This is a genomic window from Proteus sp. PR00208, from assembly GCF_016238545.1.
Taxonomy (GTDB): domain Bacteria; phylum Pseudomonadota; class Gammaproteobacteria; order Enterobacterales; family Enterobacteriaceae; genus Proteus.
The window spans coordinates 80470-96331 of the sequence record NZ_JAEHQE010000004.1 but is presented as its reverse complement, the minus strand read 5'-3'; the positions used below and the strand labels follow the sequence as shown (position 1 = coordinate 96331).

Annotated in this window: 15 protein-coding genes; 10 read left to right on the top strand and 5 right to left on the bottom strand. The window is 39.1% G+C overall.

Annotated features, from left to right (window positions below):
- Window positions 1-26 precede the first annotated feature (26 nt).
- From JEP36_RS04855 to JEP36_RS04840, 4 genes are all read right to left on the bottom strand, one after another.
- Window positions 27-656, bottom strand: coding sequence for a ferredoxin-like protein (locus JEP36_RS04855; protein ID WP_006535141.1), 630 nt, complete (start codon window positions 654-656; stop codon window positions 27-29).
- Window positions 657-1449: 793 nt separating this feature from the next.
- Window positions 1450-3210, bottom strand: coding sequence for a gamma-glutamyltransferase (ggt, locus tag JEP36_RS04850; protein ID WP_198629922.1), 1761 nt, complete (start codon window positions 3208-3210; stop codon window positions 1450-1452).
- Window positions 3211-3507: 297 nt separating this feature from the next.
- Window positions 3508-4110, bottom strand: a complete 603-nt coding sequence (locus JEP36_RS04845) for a peroxiredoxin C (protein ID WP_072069413.1) — start codon at window positions 4108-4110, stop codon at window positions 3508-3510.
- A 601-nt stretch (window positions 4111-4711) separates the two neighbouring features.
- The gene (locus JEP36_RS04840; protein ID WP_109372071.1) at window positions 4712-5299 is read right to left on the bottom strand and encodes an acyl carrier protein phosphodiesterase; all 588 of its coding nucleotides are present in this window, start codon (window positions 5297-5299) and stop codon (window positions 4712-4714) included.
- 107 nt (window positions 5300-5406) lie between these two features.
- Here JEP36_RS04840 and queA point away from each other — a divergent pair, with 107 nt between their 5' ends.
- From queA to thiL, 10 genes are all read left to right on the top strand, one after another.
- Entirely contained in the window at window positions 5407-6480 is a 1074-nt protein-coding gene (gene queA / locus JEP36_RS04835; RefSeq protein WP_198629921.1) for a tRNA preQ1(34) S-adenosylmethionine ribosyltransferase-isomerase QueA, read from the top strand.
- Between the two features lie 183 nt (window positions 6481-6663).
- Window positions 6664-7806 (top strand): tRNA guanosine(34) transglycosylase Tgt, encoded by a 1143-nt coding sequence (tgt, locus tag JEP36_RS04830; RefSeq protein WP_036911729.1) that lies wholly within the window; start codon window positions 6664-6666, stop codon window positions 7804-7806.
- 85 nt (window positions 7807-7891) lie between these two features.
- Window positions 7892-8227: a preprotein translocase subunit YajC gene (gene yajC / locus JEP36_RS04825; RefSeq protein ID WP_006535133.1), complete on the top strand. Its 336-nt coding sequence runs from the start codon at window positions 7892-7894 to the stop codon at window positions 8225-8227.
- 32 nt (window positions 8228-8259) lie between these two features.
- A complete protein-coding gene (secD, locus tag JEP36_RS04820; protein WP_109371754.1) occupies window positions 8260-10107 on the top strand; it encodes a protein translocase subunit SecD in 1848 nt (615 codons plus the stop codon).
- A gap of 10 nt (window positions 10108-10117) precedes the next feature.
- The gene (gene secF, locus JEP36_RS04815; protein WP_198619343.1) at window positions 10118-11086 is read left to right on the top strand and encodes a protein translocase subunit SecF; all 969 of its coding nucleotides are present in this window, start codon (window positions 10118-10120) and stop codon (window positions 11084-11086) included.
- Window positions 11087-11202: 116 nt separating this feature from the next.
- Window positions 11203-11652, top strand: a complete 450-nt coding sequence (nrdR, locus tag JEP36_RS04810) for a transcriptional regulator NrdR (RefSeq protein WP_006535128.1) — start codon at window positions 11203-11205, stop codon at window positions 11650-11652.
- A gap of 70 nt (window positions 11653-11722) precedes the next feature.
- Complete coding sequence (ribD, locus tag JEP36_RS04805; protein WP_198619344.1) at window positions 11723-12877, top strand: bifunctional diaminohydroxyphosphoribosylaminopyrimidine deaminase/5-amino-6-(5-phosphoribosylamino)uracil reductase RibD; 1155 nt, start codon at window positions 11723-11725, stop codon at window positions 12875-12877.
- Window positions 12878-13090: 213 nt separating this feature from the next.
- Window positions 13091-13561 carry a 6,7-dimethyl-8-ribityllumazine synthase gene (gene ribH / locus JEP36_RS04800; RefSeq protein WP_036932916.1) on the top strand — a complete coding sequence of 157 codons (471 nt, stop codon included), beginning with the start codon at window positions 13091-13093 and terminating at the stop codon, window positions 13559-13561.
- A gap of 28 nt (window positions 13562-13589) precedes the next feature.
- Window positions 13590-14003, top strand: a complete 414-nt coding sequence (gene nusB / locus JEP36_RS04795; protein ID WP_006535124.1) for a transcription antitermination factor NusB — start codon at window positions 13590-13592, stop codon at window positions 14001-14003.
- 103 nt (window positions 14004-14106) lie between these two features.
- Window positions 14107-15090, top strand: coding sequence for a thiamine-phosphate kinase (gene thiL, locus JEP36_RS04790; protein WP_198629920.1), 984 nt, complete (start codon window positions 14107-14109; stop codon window positions 15088-15090).
- An 89-nt stretch (window positions 15091-15179) separates the two neighbouring features.
- On the opposite strand, the gene JEP36_RS04785 is transcribed toward thiL, so the two are convergent.
- Window positions 15180-15515, bottom strand: a complete 336-nt coding sequence (locus JEP36_RS04785) for a zinc ribbon domain-containing protein YjdM (RefSeq protein WP_109371746.1) — start codon at window positions 15513-15515, stop codon at window positions 15180-15182.
- Window positions 15516-15862: the final 347 nt, after the last annotated feature.

Here is a 15862-nt window from a genome sequence, read left to right as displayed (position 1 = left end):
TTCAGTGATGTGATTGTCTGGATTTATTAAACAGTAATTTCTTTCCATTCAATGATTTGCAGAGCACCTGTTGGGCACGCTGATGCACACTCACCACATAAATTGCATTTGCCGGATTTTTTAGTTTGTGGGTTGACGGTTGCCATCATCCACGGACAAGCTGTTGTACAGGCGGCACAACCAATACAACGACGTGTATCAACGACAATACAGCCGAACTCTTCTTGATAACGGATAGCTTTGACTGGGCAGACCTTCATACATTCAGGATCTTTACATTGGCGGCATGTATCCGTTGTAAAGTTTAAATCGCCATAAAGTCCACCACCGGAGCCAATACCTTTATCACCAAAATAAAAGTGACGATGGATTTTGGTACGTGAGAAGAATGATCCAACGCTTCCATCATTCCATGTTGTACATGCTGTTTCGCAGCGGTGGCATCCTGTGCAACGCGCTCTATTTGTGACTAAAACGCCTTTAGGTGTTGTGGTTAATTGAATTATTCCGCTGTCTATTTCTTCTTGCTTACAACCTAAAAGAGAAAGCAATGCGGGTGCTATCGTGATCCCTGCAAGCCCTTTACCGGATATTCGCAGAAACTCTAGTCTTGATAGCCCAATATCTAATATTGGACGATGATGTGTATCAGACATTAATATTTATCTCCGCTTAACTAATTTTATTAAGAAATAAGTTGTGATGATAAATTCTTTATTTACCCGCTTGCCTTATCGTTATATAAAAAATATAATAACGGTATCGTTAGCAGATAGATTATAGATTTCAACTCTTTTTATGATTAAAAAACACGTTGTAAGAAAATGTTAAATATTTGTATTTACAATGTGTTATATCATTTTTTTTACGTATTTTTATTATCCTTTCTGATAGTGTGGTTATTAAAAAATTTATTCTGTGATTACTATCATAGAAATAAAAACAATTCGTGTTATTTAATTTATTTAATTAAATGATTATTATTTTTATCTGTAATTACGAAAGAGAATAACTACTATTTATATATATTCTATTATTGAAACTAAATTAAAGGTGATTTGTTCTTGTATTTTATTTGATGTTATTATTTTAATAACAAATTGATATTCGATATTAATTATCGATTAAATTAAATATGAGTTTTGATTATTATTAATAGCTGTAAATATGAATAAATTGTAAAACCATGACTAGATCATTTTTATAATAGAAAAACCTTATCTAATTAAGAGAAGGTTTCTTTTGTGGTAACAACACAACAAAGAGATATTGATAAAGCTAAAAATCACTAAAGCGTTTGGTTTAAAGCCCCACATTCACGACGAATGTCTAATTGTTTGTACTAGGATTTGTAATAAAAACCCCCAGTAATTGGTTGTCCAACTACTGGGGAGACTTCATTTTTATTTTTTTGAAATTAGTGAATTTAGATATTAGTGAATTTAGATATTAGTAACCCACAGCTTTACCAGCAGGGCGGCGCACATCATTTGATCCATAAATATAACCTTCACGCACTGCTCCAGAAACAGCAGAATCATTGCCTGATGAAGTTGGGATCACGCCTTCTTCTCCGGGGAGTCCAACCATAATCAATTCAGCAGCTCCCCATGGGGTTTGTTCTACCATTTTATATCCCATGGTAGAAAGTTTTTCTAACGTGTCTTTTGATAACCCTCGTTGTTCATAATAAACCTCATCAGGTAGCCATTGATGATGAATGCGAGGGCTATTAACGGCTTCTTGCGGTGGCATACCAAACTCAATGATATTAAGTGCTGTTTGTAAGGTGATTGAGATAATTCGTGAGCCTCCCGGTGATCCTAATATTAAGAAGGGTTTGCCTTCTTTCGTTACAATGGTTGGGCTCATTGATGATAATGGGCGTTTTAATGGGGCAATGCTATTACGTTCACCTTGTACTAAGCCATAGAGATTTTTCTCGCCAACTTTGGTTGTAAAATCATCCATTTCATTATTGAGGAAAAAACCTGTTCCAGGCGCAATAACAACGGCACCGAAACGACCATTTATAGTATAAGTGGTTGAAACTGCGTTACCATTTTTATCTATAACTGAGTAGTGTGTTGTTTCAGGGCTTTCATGAGGTGCAATACCAGGTTGTACATTTACTGATGGAGTAGCTTTATTGGGTTTTATTTGTTGGCGAATTTCAGTGGCATAAGTTTTACTGAGTAACTTTTCTGTTGGATTATTAATAAATTGAGGATCGCCAAGAAAAGTGTTTCTGTCCATATAAGCATGACGCATTGCTTCCGTTAGTGTATGAACATATTCAGCTGAATTAAAGCCCATCGATTTAAGATCATAGCCTTCCAAAATATTCAATGTTTGGCAGATAGTGACTCCGCCTGAGCTGGGTGGTGGTGCAGAAATAAATTCATAACCCCGATAAGTACAGGTGATAGGTTTGGTCTCGGTGATAGTGAAGTTTGCGAAATCATCTTTAGTTAGCATTCCCTTATGCTGTTTTGAGGCTTCTTCTACTTTTTTAGGAATTTCACCTTGATAAAAAGCCTCTGCACCTTGCTCTGCAATAAGCTCAAGCGTATTGGCTAAGTCAGTCTGAATTAAGCGATCACCAGGTTGCCATGGTGTTCTATCTGGTTTTAAGAAAATTTTTGCCGATTCAGGATCTTGTTTAAAGCGCTCTGTTGTTGTTTCTAATACATCGGTATCAGCACGCGTTAAAATATAGCCTTCTCTTGCAAGTTTAATCGCAGGTGCCATCACTTCTTGGCGTGAAAGGGTGCCGTATTTTTCTAATGCAGCATCAAGCCCTTTTACCGTACCAGGTACACCTGAAGCGAGATAGCCATATAAACTGGCACCTTTAATTAAGTTACCCTCTTTATCTAAATACATATTTTTAGATGCTGCGGCAGGCGCGGTTTCCCTGAAATTAATAAAGGTATTTGTGCCATCAGCAAGGTGTATTGTCATAAAACCACCGCCACCAATATTACCGCAGCAGGCATTTACGACAGCTTGTGCATAACCAACTGCAACGGCGGCATCAATCGCATTCCCCCCTTTTTGTAAAATATCATTCCCGACTTGTGATGCTAAATGTTGAGAAGAGACAACCATACCATGTTGTGCTTCAACCGCGGGTTCATAGGCAGCATAAAGTGAATGTGAAAAAAGGGCGGTGAGTAACAGCAGGTGAGTCTTTTTTATAGTAATCATTATTATCTCCATTTATAACAGGGAGTTATATTTAATAAATACAAATATAGAGTTTTACGCTGTTATTAATACGAATTAACAATTGCGTAACAATAAGTATAGAGAGAGGTTATTGGTGATGAGAATTTTTTTTGATGTGATGATCACAAAACTATCTTTAAGCAGGTAAACAATAAGCTTGAGTATAACTAATTGCAGTAATAAATAGAGTTGATAAGAAATAAATAGATAAGTGCTGAATAAATAAAAAAAGCCTGTTTTCACAGGCTTTTAGAAAAATAGTAGCTTACTGGAATATTACAGTTTGCCAGAGTTTGCTTTCAGATATTTAGCAACGCCGTCTGGAGATGCGCCCATACCTTCTTGACCTTTTTCCCACTGTGCAGGGCAAACTTCGCCGTGTTCTTCGTGGAATTGCAGTGCGTCAACCATACGGATCATTTCATCGATATTACGACCAAGTGGTAGATCGTTAACGACTTGGTGACGAACAACACCTTCTTTGTCAATCAGGAATGAACCGCGCAGAGCAACGCCTGCTTCTGGGTGTTCGATGCCGTAAGCTTTGATGATGTCATGTTTGATATCAGCAACCATTGGGTATTTAACTTCACCAATACCGCCATCATCAATTGGGGTTTTACGCCATGCGTTATGAACGAATTCAGAGTCCATAGAAACACCGATGATTTCAACGCCACGTTTTTTGAATTCTTCAAAACGGTGATCAAATGCAATCAGCTCTGAAGGGCAAACAAAAGTGAAATCCATTGGCCAGAAGAAAATAACGGCAGGTTTGCCTTTGATAAATGAATGCAGGTTGAAATCATTAACGATTTCGCCATTACCTAAAACGGCAGCAGCTGTGAAATCAGGGGCTTTGCGAGTAACCAGAACCATAATGTACTCCTGTAGATTGAAAGAGTTTGTACTCGTCATATTTCAAGTTGTAGCGTTGTTGACTGCGTTCATTCGCACTAGTCACATACTATTGTATGCTCCTAGAGACTCATTCACTTGTCGCCTAGCTACACCTCGAACTATTTAGAGTAAATTCAGGATGTGTACCCTGTTTTTATTCGTCATATTTCAAGTTGTAGCGTTGTTGACTGCGTTCATTCGCACTAGTCACATACTATTGTATGCTCTTAGCGGCTCATTCACTTGTCGCCTAGCTACACCTCGAACTATTTAGAGTAAATTCAAGGGGTATACCCTGTTTTTAAATGATGCATACAGCATAAATAATCAATCGCTATTGATAAAGTTAAACAGAACAATCTATTTGATAGATTATAACTATCAACTTAATACAATAAAGTAGGATTATTTATGACTCCTTGTATAACGATTCATTCTAATCAACTTTGGAAATGAATACTATGCTTGTTAACAAATCGTTACGAATAACATGATAAATTGACTTAGCATCTCTTTGATATATCAAATGTAATTCTACAATATGACAAAAAGATGAAACTCAATATGGTAGTTAAATGTATCAGTCATCAAGTTGGTGATGTTGTGCTCTTTCTAGCAATTGTGGATAAAACTGCCAAAAAATTTCACTTAGTTCGTCATAGTGGGTTTCAAGAACAATATAAGAGCCAGCTAGTGCACTTAATCGTGGTCTTCTTCTTGCCATTCCTTTCAATGTTTGAGCAATATATGCCTTGTCAGCATAACGAATTAACCAAGATTGTGACCATAGATACTCATTAAGCTCTTGGAATTTTTCTGGTGTTTGCCATAAATCAGGTTCAATAATATTTCGGGTCTTGGTAACAAATTCAATCAACGGTAAATCTGGTTCAAATTTCAACCAATTTAAAGAAAGAAAATGATCCCAAAAAACATCTAAGGTAATTGGTGAAACTCGGCGATATTCATCAGGAAATAAAAGGCGAGCTTGCTTGACTAATGGGTGAGTGTCTGTAAGCACATCAATGCGTCTATGCATGCGAATGCCCTCAATAACAGCTTGGCTGTAATCAGAGCTAGGTGCGCCTTTAACGTAATCTGCCATCATATTGCCTAATAGAGAGCTTTTTGCCCTAAAGGCCAGATGTAAGTGAGCAAGATAATTCATCACATCATCATAGCGCTTTTTGAATAAAAAAGGGCTTCTTTCTTGCACTGATAAGCTGGCAGCACTAGACTAGTCCGCCTGTTTTTTATGAAAGTAGTCGTTTAATTATGCGTGTATCAGACTTTACATTTGAATTGCCAGAAGCCTTGATTGCTCACTATCCACAACCTCAACGCAGTGGTTGTCGTTTGCTCTCTTTAGAAGGTGAGACTGGTGCTTTATCACACGGTATTTTTACCGATGTGTTAGATAAAATAAATGCCGGTGATCTACTGGTTTTTAATAATACGCGGGTGATCCCTGCGCGTATTTATGGGCGTAAAGCGTCAGGTGGTAAAATCGAAGTACTAGTTGAGCGTATGCTTGATGAACATCGCGTCCTTGCTCATGTTAGAGCCTCCAAATCACCGAAAGAAGGTGCTGCGCTTGTGCTAGGTGAAGATGAAAGTGTACAAGCAACTATGGTTGCGCGTCATGATACACTTTTTGAAATTCGCTTCGATGATGAAAGAGATGTTCTAACTATTCTTAATAGCATTGGGCATATGCCTTTACCTCCTTATATTGATCGTCCTGATGAAGAGTCTGATAAAGAGCTTTATCAAACGGTTTATAATGAGCGTCCAGGCGCTGTTGCAGCACCTACTGCGGGATTACACTTTGATGAACCATTACTTCAAGCCTTAAAAGAAAAAGGTGTTGAGATGGCGTTTGTCACACTGCATGTAGGGGCGGGAACTTTCCAACCAGTGCGTGTTGATAATATCGAAGAACACACAATGCATTCTGAATACGCAGAAGTACCACAAGAAGTGGTTGATGCTGTATTAGCGTGTAAAGCGCGTGGTAATCGAGTGATCGCTGTGGGGACAACCTCTGTTCGTTCGTTAGAAAGTGCGGCTAAGGCAACAAAAGATGCGTTAATAGCACCTTTCTTCGATGATACCCAAATCTTTATTTATCCGGGTTATCAATATCAAATTATTGATGCATTGATTACGAATTTCCATTTGCCTGAATCGACTTTAATCATGCTGGTTTCTGCTTTTGCTGGGTATAAAAATACCATGAATGCCTATAAAGAAGCGGTTGAGCAAGAGTATCGTTTTTTCAGTTATGGTGATGCGATGTTTATTACGGGTAATCCTTTAGCTATCAATGAAAAAGTAGGACAAGAATAAAGATTTATTATTCTTTTTAACGTTTTTCTTCATTTTATGAATTGTTATTTCAATTTTATTGCTTAATCCTTTTGACTAAGCACGGGTTTTTGTTGAAGTAACATATACAGCCGTCTAACAAATGATTAGAATGTGCTGTTTTTTATTGCGCATTGGACTGTTTTTCTGATGCTTGGAGGATTAGTGAAATACGAATTAGACAAAACCGACGGTAATGCTCGCCGCGGTCGCCTTATTTTTGAACGAGGTGTTGTTGAAACACCTGCATTTATGCCAGTGGGTACTTACGGCACAGTAAAAGGAATGACTCCTGAAGAAGTAAAAGCAACAGGTGCACAAATTCTTTTAGGCAACACTTTCCACCTATGGTTACGCCCGGGTCAAGAAATCATGAAGTTACATGGTGATTTACATGATTTTATGCAATGGCAAGGCCCTATTTTAACGGACTCAGGCGGCTTCCAAGTCTTTAGTTTAGGCGCAATGCGTAAAATTAAAGAAGAGGGTGTGCATTTCCGTAACCCTATTAATGGTGAAAAGATTTTCTTAAGCCCAGAAAAATCAATGGAAATCCAATACGATTTGGGTTCTGACATTGTGATGATTTTTGATGAGTGTACGCCATATCCTTCCGATTGGGATTATGCGAAAAACTCAATGGAGATGTCATTACGTTGGGCTAAACGTAGTCGTGCGCGCTTTGATGAACTTAATAACAAAAATTCATTATTCGGTATTATTCAAGGCGGTGTTTACGAAGATTTACGCGATATCTCCGTAAAAGGACTAGTTGAAATTGGTTTTGACGGTTACGCTGTCGGCGGCCTTGCGGTCGGTGAACCTAAAGAAGATATGCATCGTATTTTAGAGCATGTCTGCCCTCAAATTCCTGCGAATAAACCGCGTTATTTAATGGGTGTCGGTAAACCAGAAGATTTAGTTGAAGGTGTTCGTCGTGGTATTGATATGTTTGACTGTGTTATGCCAACACGAAATGCACGAAATGGTCATCTGTTTGTAACTGATGGTGTGATTAAAATTCGTAATGCGAAACATCGCTCTGACACATCAACGCTTGATGAACATTGTGACTGCTATACCTGTAAAAATTATAGCCGTGCTTATTTACATCATCTTGATCGTTGTAACGAAATTTTAGGTGCAAGGCTGAACACTATCCACAACTTGCGTTATTATCAGCGTTTGATGGCTGAAATTCGTCAGTCTATTGAAGACTCGCGTTTTGAAGAGTTTGTACACGAATTCTACGAACGTATTGGAAAACCCGTCCCACCGCTAAATGGCAGTGCGACTAAGTGTGAATAATGTATACGAGAAAGCCCAATTCTGTGTATGATATTGGGCTTATAACTTGAATATCGTCGATATCGACAACAATGAGGAAAAGTGAATGAGTTTTTTCATTTCTGATGCTGTTGCTTCTGCTGGACAAGCAGCACCTGAAGCTAGCTTTATGTCTATTTTACCGATGTTAGTGATCTTTATTCTGATTTTCTATTTTATGATCCTACGTCCACAGCAAAAACGTACTAAAGAACATCGTAAACTGATGGATTCTATTGGTAAAGGTGATGAAGTTTTAACGACTGGTGGTTTAATTGGTCGTGTTGTTAAGGTTTCAGATAACGGCTATATCGTTGTTGCTCTGAATGAAACAACTGAAGTAACTATCAAACGTGACTTTGTTGCCGCTGTATTACCTAAAGGCACAATGAAAGCTATTTAATAACATTTCCCCAAAGGGAAAAGGGAACTGCCGTGCTAAACCGTTATCCTTTGTGGAAGTACCTGATGTTGATAGCCGCTATCCTCATCGGTCTGCTTTACGCACTTCCTAACCTATATGGTGAGGATCCGGCTGTTCAAATCACTGGCGCGCGGGGAACCGCCGCCAATGAGCAAACACTGGATCAAGTTCGATCTTTATTAGATAAAGAAAAAATTGAAGCGAAATCTATTGCACTTGAAAATGGTGCGATTTTGGCTCGTTTCGGTAACCCTGATATTCAGTTACGTGCCCGCGAAGTGTTGTTGCCTGCATTAGGTGACCAGTTCATTGTTGCACTTAACCTTGCACCGGCAACACCAAAATGGTTAGAAGCCATTGGCGGTGAGCCGATGAAACTGGGGTTAGACTTACGTGGTGGTGTTCACTTCTTGATGGAAGTCGATATGGAAACCGCGTTAGGTAAACTTCAGGAACAAAATGTTGAAAGTCTACGTACATTATTACGTGATGAAGGCATTCCGTATTCATCTATCCGTAAAACGGATAACTATGGCGTTGAAATCCGTTTCCGTAATTCGGATGATCGCGCTAAAGCTTCAGATTACTTAACTCGTCGTAATCAAGATCTCATTTTTAGAGATGGCGCAAATAACTCGTTAAGAGCTATTTTTACTGACGAACGTTTACGTGATGCGCGTACTTATGCAGTACAGCAAAACATCACTATCTTACGTAATCGTGTTAACCAGTTAGGTGTTGCAGAGCCATTAGTTCAACGTCAAGGCGCTGACCGAATTGTTGTTGAATTACCAGGTATCCAAGATACCGCTCGCGCTAAAGAAATCTTAGGTGCGACAGCAACATTAGAATTCCGCTTAGTCAATACCACTGTTGATCCTTCTGCTTTAGAAACGGGTCGTATTCCGGGTGACTCAGAAGTGAAATATACCCGTGAAGGTATGCCAACCATTCTCTATAAACGCGTTATTTTAACGGGTGACCACATTACTGACTCAACTTCTCAAGCTGATGAATATGGTCAACCTCAAGTGAATATTTCACTTGATAGCGCGGGTGGTTCTATCATGTCTAACTTTACGAAAGACAACGTCGGTAAACCGATGGCAACATTGTTCGTAGAGTATAAAGACAGCGGTAAACGTGATGAGAATGACCGAGCTGTATTAGTTAAAAGTGAAGAAGTGATCAACGTTGCGAATATTCAAAGTCGTTTAGGAAATAGCTTCCGTATTACGGGTATTTCAAATGCGAATGAAGCACGTCAATTGTCTCTATTATTACGTGCTGGTGCGTTGATTGCACCTATTCAAATCGTTGAAGAAAGAACGATTGGTCCAACTTTGGGGCTACAAAATATTACCCAAGGTTTAGAAGCGTGTTTATGGGGTCTGATTGCGTCTGTTGCCTTTATGATAATTTATTATCGTAAATTTGGTGTGATTGCGAGTACTGCATTAATGGCAAACTTAGTGTTAATCGTTGGGGTAATGTCACTATTACCAGGCGCAACACTGACCATGCCGGGTATTGCAGGTATCGTATTAACACTTGCCGTCGCCGTCGATGCCAACGTACTGATAAACGAACGTATCAAAGAAGAGTTACGTAATGGTCGATCAGTACAACAAGCAATCCATGAAGGTTATAAAGGTGCCTTCTCCAGTATTATTGATGCGAACTTAACCACATTAATTACAGCTGTGATCCTTTATGCAGTCGGCACCGGCTCAATTAAAGGCTTTGCTATCACAACTGCAATCGGGGTTGCAACATCCATGTTTACCGCTATCGTCGGTACTCGTGCGATTGTAAACCTGTTGTATGGTGGTAAACGCGTTAAGAAACTGTCTATTTAAGGAGCACGTTGTGGCACAGGATTATACTGTTGAACAATTAAACCATGGTCGTAGAGTCATTGACTTTATGCGTTGGGACAACGTCGCCTTTAGTATTTCGTTTCTGCTTTTGATAGCGTCAATTGCTATCATTTCCGTGAAAGGATTTAACTGGGGACTGGATTTTACAGGTGGTACAGTAATTGAGATCAATCTCAGTCAACCAGCCGACCTTGATAAAATGCGTGATAGCCTAGATGCAGCAGGCTTTAAAGATCCTCTATTACAAAACTTTGGTAGCAGCCGAGATATTATGGTGCGTATGCCTCCTGTTGAAGGACAGGCTGGTCAAGAATTAGGTAAGCAAGTCATCGATGTCATCAATGCTAAAGTTGATAACGATGCTGTGGTAAAACGTATTGAATTTGTGGGGCCAAGTGTGGGTAGTGAATTGGCTCAAACCGGTGCAATGGCGTTGTTATCTGCACTTATCTGTATTCTTATCTATGTTGGATTCCGTTTTGAGTGGCGTTTGGCGTTAGGTGCAGTTATTGCACTTGCGCATGACGTAGTGATAACACTGGGTGTTCTTTCACTGTTCCACATAGAAGTTGACTTAACCATTGTAGCGTCATTGATGTCTGTTATCGGTTACTCACTAAACGATAGTATCGTTGTATCAGACCGTATTCGTGAGAACTTCCGTAAAATTCGTCGAGGAACATCATATGAAATTATGAACGTTTCTCTTACACAGACATTAAGCCGTACCATCATGACATCAGCAACAACATTATTAGTTGTATTAATGCTGTACATCTTTGGTGGTTCAATGCTTCAAGGCTTCTCTTTAGTTATGTTAATCGGTGTTTCAATCGGTACTATTTCTTCTATTTATGTGGCTTCTGCATTAGCACTGAAAATGGGAATGAAACGTGAACACTTGATTGTACAAAAAGTGGAAAAAGAGGGTGCAGATCAGACAACACTCTTACCATAATAGAGCGTTTTTCTGATAAAACATCGCAAACACCCTGCCAGTGTATACTGACAGGGTGTTTTTTGTTCACTGAACAGGTACACTGTTTATGAGTATTGTCAAAAGTAGGAATAACTATGCATTGCCCATTTTGTGGAGCCGTAGATACCAAGGTAATTGATTCCAGACTTGTTGGTGATGGTTCACAAGTGCGCCGTCGTCGCCAATGTCTTGTTTGTCATGAACGTTTTACTACCTTTGAAGTAGCAGAGTTAGTGATGCCTCGTGTTGTGAAAAGTGATGAAATACGTGAGCCTTTTGATGAAGAGAAACTTCGTCGAGGTATGCTTAAAGCGCTAGAAAAGCGTCCAGTGAGTTCAGACGATGTTGAAGCTGCGATAAGTCATATCAAATCACAATTAAGAGCGACGGGTGAAAGAGAAATCCCTTCAAAAGAAATTGGCAATTTTGTTATGGAACAACTAAAGAAACTCGATAAAGTGGCTTATATTCGCTTTGCTTCTGTTTATCGTAGTTTTGAAGATATCCGTGATTTTGGTGAAGAAATTGCAAAATTACAGGATTAATATATTAATACTGTGCTTTATTTAATGATTTGAAAAATAACGATAAATAATAAAATTACATGTAATTATTATGATAAATAACAACAGCAACAATCCAAGTGAAAATGAAAGCCTGCAGGATGAACACTACATGCGTCGAGCTATTGAGCTTGCAGCATTAGGTCGTTTTACAACATCGCCTAATCCTAATGTGGGGTGTGTGATTGTAAAAGAGGGTGAGATTATTGGTGAAGGTTATCACCATCACGCAGGTGGCCCTCATGCTGAAGTCAATGCATTAAAAATGGCAGGAGATAAAGCAAAAGGGGCAACAGCTTATGTCACTCTTGAGCCTTGTAGCCATTTTGGTAAAACACCGCCTTGTGCTGATGCTTTGATTAATGCAGGTATAAAACGCGTTGTTGCTGCGATGCAAGATCCGAATCCTCAAGTTGCTGGACGAGGCTTACATAAGTTATTAACAGCAGGAGTCGATGTTTCTCATGGTGTTTTAATGCAAGAAGCTGAAAAACTTAACGTTGGCTTTTTTAAACGCATGAGAACGGGTTTTCCTTATATTCAGCTCAAAATGGGCGCATCTTTAGATGGTAAAACGGCATTAGCATCAGGTGAAAGCCAATGGATAACCTCTAAAGCATCTCGTCGGGATGTACAAAATTTCCGAGCTCAAGCTAGCGCTATTTTAACGACAAGTGCAACCGTGCTTGCCGACAACCCTTCTATGAATGTACGTTGGGATGAGCTTTCAGATGAGATAAAAGCCATTTATCCGGAAGAAACATTACGCCAACCTATTCGTATTGTGGCTGATAGCCAAAATAGAGTGACTGAAGATCATAAAATCACTCAAATTGAAGGCGAATGCTGGTTGGCGCGTACAAAATCACACCCAAGTGACTGGCAGGGGAATGTATCAGAAATCCTATTACCAACGAATGGCAAAAACAGCGGTGTGGATTTAGTTTTATTAATGATGCAATTGGGTAAACGCAATATCAATACTGTATGGGTTGAAAGTGGGGCTCACTTTGCTGGCGCATTATTAGAGGCTGGGCTTGTTGATGAGCTTATTATTTATATTGCACCTAAAATTTTAGGCAATGATGCGCGTGGATTATTTACACTTTCTCCACTATCGTCATTATCAGAAGCACCTGAATTTACAGTAGATTCTCTTCAACAAATTGGCTCTGATATCAGAGTTTGTTTAAAACCTCGTTATTAATAGACGCAAATAAGTGTGTCTACGGCGCTATTTGTAGTAAAATGGCGCCGTGTGTGTTATTTCCTGTCGTTACGACATCGTTATCAGCCAACTAAATACCTTGATTTATCAAGGGTTTTTGGCTCCTTTACTGTGTAATAATAAAACAGAGCGCAGTAAGGGAAAGAATATGATAAAATCCGCGCCCCCGCGGATAGGAGAAAAAAGTAACCTATGAACGTAATCAAAGGTGTTGTCGCGGCGCCAAACGCACGCGTAGCAATTGCAATTGCCCGTTTTAATAACTTCATCAATGACAGCCTATTAGAAGGTGCGGTTGATGCATTAGAACGCATTGGACAAGTTTCCTCTGAAAATATTACCGTCGTTTGGGTTCCAGGCGCTTATGAGTTGCCATTAACGGTTAAAGCATTAGCCGAAAGCGACAAATACGATGCAGTTATCGCATTAGGTACTGTTATCCGTGGTGGAACCGCACATTTTGAATACGTTGCTGGCGAATGTAGTTCTGGTTTATCTCAAGTTGCGATGCAAAGTGAGATCCCTGTGACTTTTGGTGTTTTAACCACTGAAAATATTGAACAGGCTATTGAACGCGCTGGAACTAAAGCGGGCAACAAAGGTGCTGAAGCGGCAATGACAGCACTTGAAATGATCAATGTACTTAAAGCCATAAAAGGCTAATCATCTGTTTTAACTTAAGGGGAATTTTGTGAAACCTGCTGCTCGTCGTCGTGCTCGTGAGTGTGCTGTTCAAGCTATCTACTCATGGCAATTATCCGGAAATGACATCGCGGATGTGGAATTGGAGTTTTTATCCGAGCAGGATACCCAAGGTGTAGATATTGCTTATTTTCGTGAGCTTTTAGTGGGTGTTGCCATTAATGCAACACGTTTAGATAAGGCGATGGAACCTTATTTATCCCGTCAACTTGAAGAATTAGGTCAAGTTGAAAAAGCAATTTTACGTTTAGCAATGTTTGAACTTAGCTTCCGTGAAGATGTTCCTTACAAAGTTGCGATTAACGAAGCGATTGAACTGGCTAAGGTATTTGGTGCTGACGATAGCCATAAATTTGTTAATGGCGTGCTTGATAAAGCTGCACCAACTGTACGTAAAAAATAACGTTTTTCACGTTTCCTCTATGGTAAATAATTCAAGGCCGGTATTTCCGGCCTTTTGTTTAATAAAACTCATTTAGTATGCACAGCTAAATAGGAAATAGATAATGCCTTGTGGTGAATTCTCCCTTATTAAGCAATATTTCACTTCACAGCCTGTAAAACGAAAAGATGTGAGTACAGGAATTGGAGATGACTGCGCAATATTAACGGTACCTGAAAAGCAACAAGTTGCTATTAGCACCGATACTTTAGTGAGTGGTATTCACTTCCTTCCTTCTATCTCACCTGAAGATTTAGCGTATAAAGCACTGGCTGTAAATATTAGTGACTTAGCTGCCGTTGGTGCAGATCCTTCTTGGGCTTCATTAGCTTTGACACTTCCTGATACAAATAGTGAATGGCTCGAGGCATTCAGCCGCTCCTTCTTTGCATTAGCTGATTATTATGCAATCCAGCTAATCGGAGGTGATACTACTCGTGGTCCTTTGAGCTTAACAATCACAATACAAGGGCTTGTTCCACAAGGAACCGCATTACTTCGTTCTGGCGCTAAAATTGGCGATTGGATCTATGTTACGGGTTTTTTAGGTGATAGCGCGGCAGGGCTTGCTGTATTACAAAATAGATTACAGCCGACAGAAAAAGAGCATAGTGACTATTTTGTTGCAAGGCATTTGCGTCCTCAACCTCGTTTACTGCAAGGTCAAGCATTGCGCCATTTAGCGACATCTGCGATTGATATTTCTGATGGGCTGATTTCAGACTTGGATCATATTCTTACTGCAAGTGGTTGTGGTGCGCGCTTAAATTTAGATGCATTACCTTATTCGCCTGCAATGAAAGCGGAAGTGAGCGAAGAACAAGCAGAGGTTTGGGCATTAAGTGGCGGTGAAGATTACGAGCTTTGCTTTACAGTACCAGAAATCAACCGTGGCGCTTTAGAGATAGCATTAGCGCATACAGGTGCAGATTTTCATTGTATTGGTCAAATTATGCCGATTAGCGAAGGCATTCGTTATTTACGAAATGGTGAAGATGTTTACCCTAATCTTAAAGGCTTTGATCACTTTAGTGAGAGTAACGAGTAAGGTTTACTTAAACAAAAAGGCGCTTAATAAGCGCCTTTGAGAATGCTGATAATATCTGAATGAATTAATAAAGGTATTATTAATTTATCTTAGTTTTTCTTCACAAATTCAGATTTTAACTTCATTGGTCCAAAGCCATCAATTTTACAATCAATATTATGGTCGCCTTCCACTAAACGAATACCTTTTACTTTAGTACCAATTTTTAGCATGGTTGAGCTACCTTTGACTTTGAGATCTTTAATCACAGTCACTGAATCGCCATCAGCTAATAAGTTACCGTTAGCGTCTTTAACAATCAATTCATCACTTTCAGCAACAGGCTCAGCATCGTTCCACTCATGAGCACATTCAGGGCACACATACATTGCACCATCTTCATAGGTGTATTCTGAATTGCACTTAGGACAAGAAGGTAATGACATAATAATACTCTCAAATTTTATCAAAATGGGAAGTGATTAATCGTCAAAATGAGGATAACACTTGCCCCATAAATTAAAGGACACATTATCATTGAAGCATGAAAATTCTAAAGCAATACCCTAAATGGCGCTGCATCAGATAATGCGAAAGGGCAATAGTATAATAGATTTGATGGAAATTTGCATCCTTCATGGTCTATGGCGTAAATAACGAGGGAAAGTAGCTAAAATATAGAGGGTTCAATAGGAAATAAAGATAAATAGACATATTTTTAAAAATTATTTAACTGGTTGATTTTAAATCTTTAATTTTATAAATATAACTAGAAATAAATGCCCTCATCTTA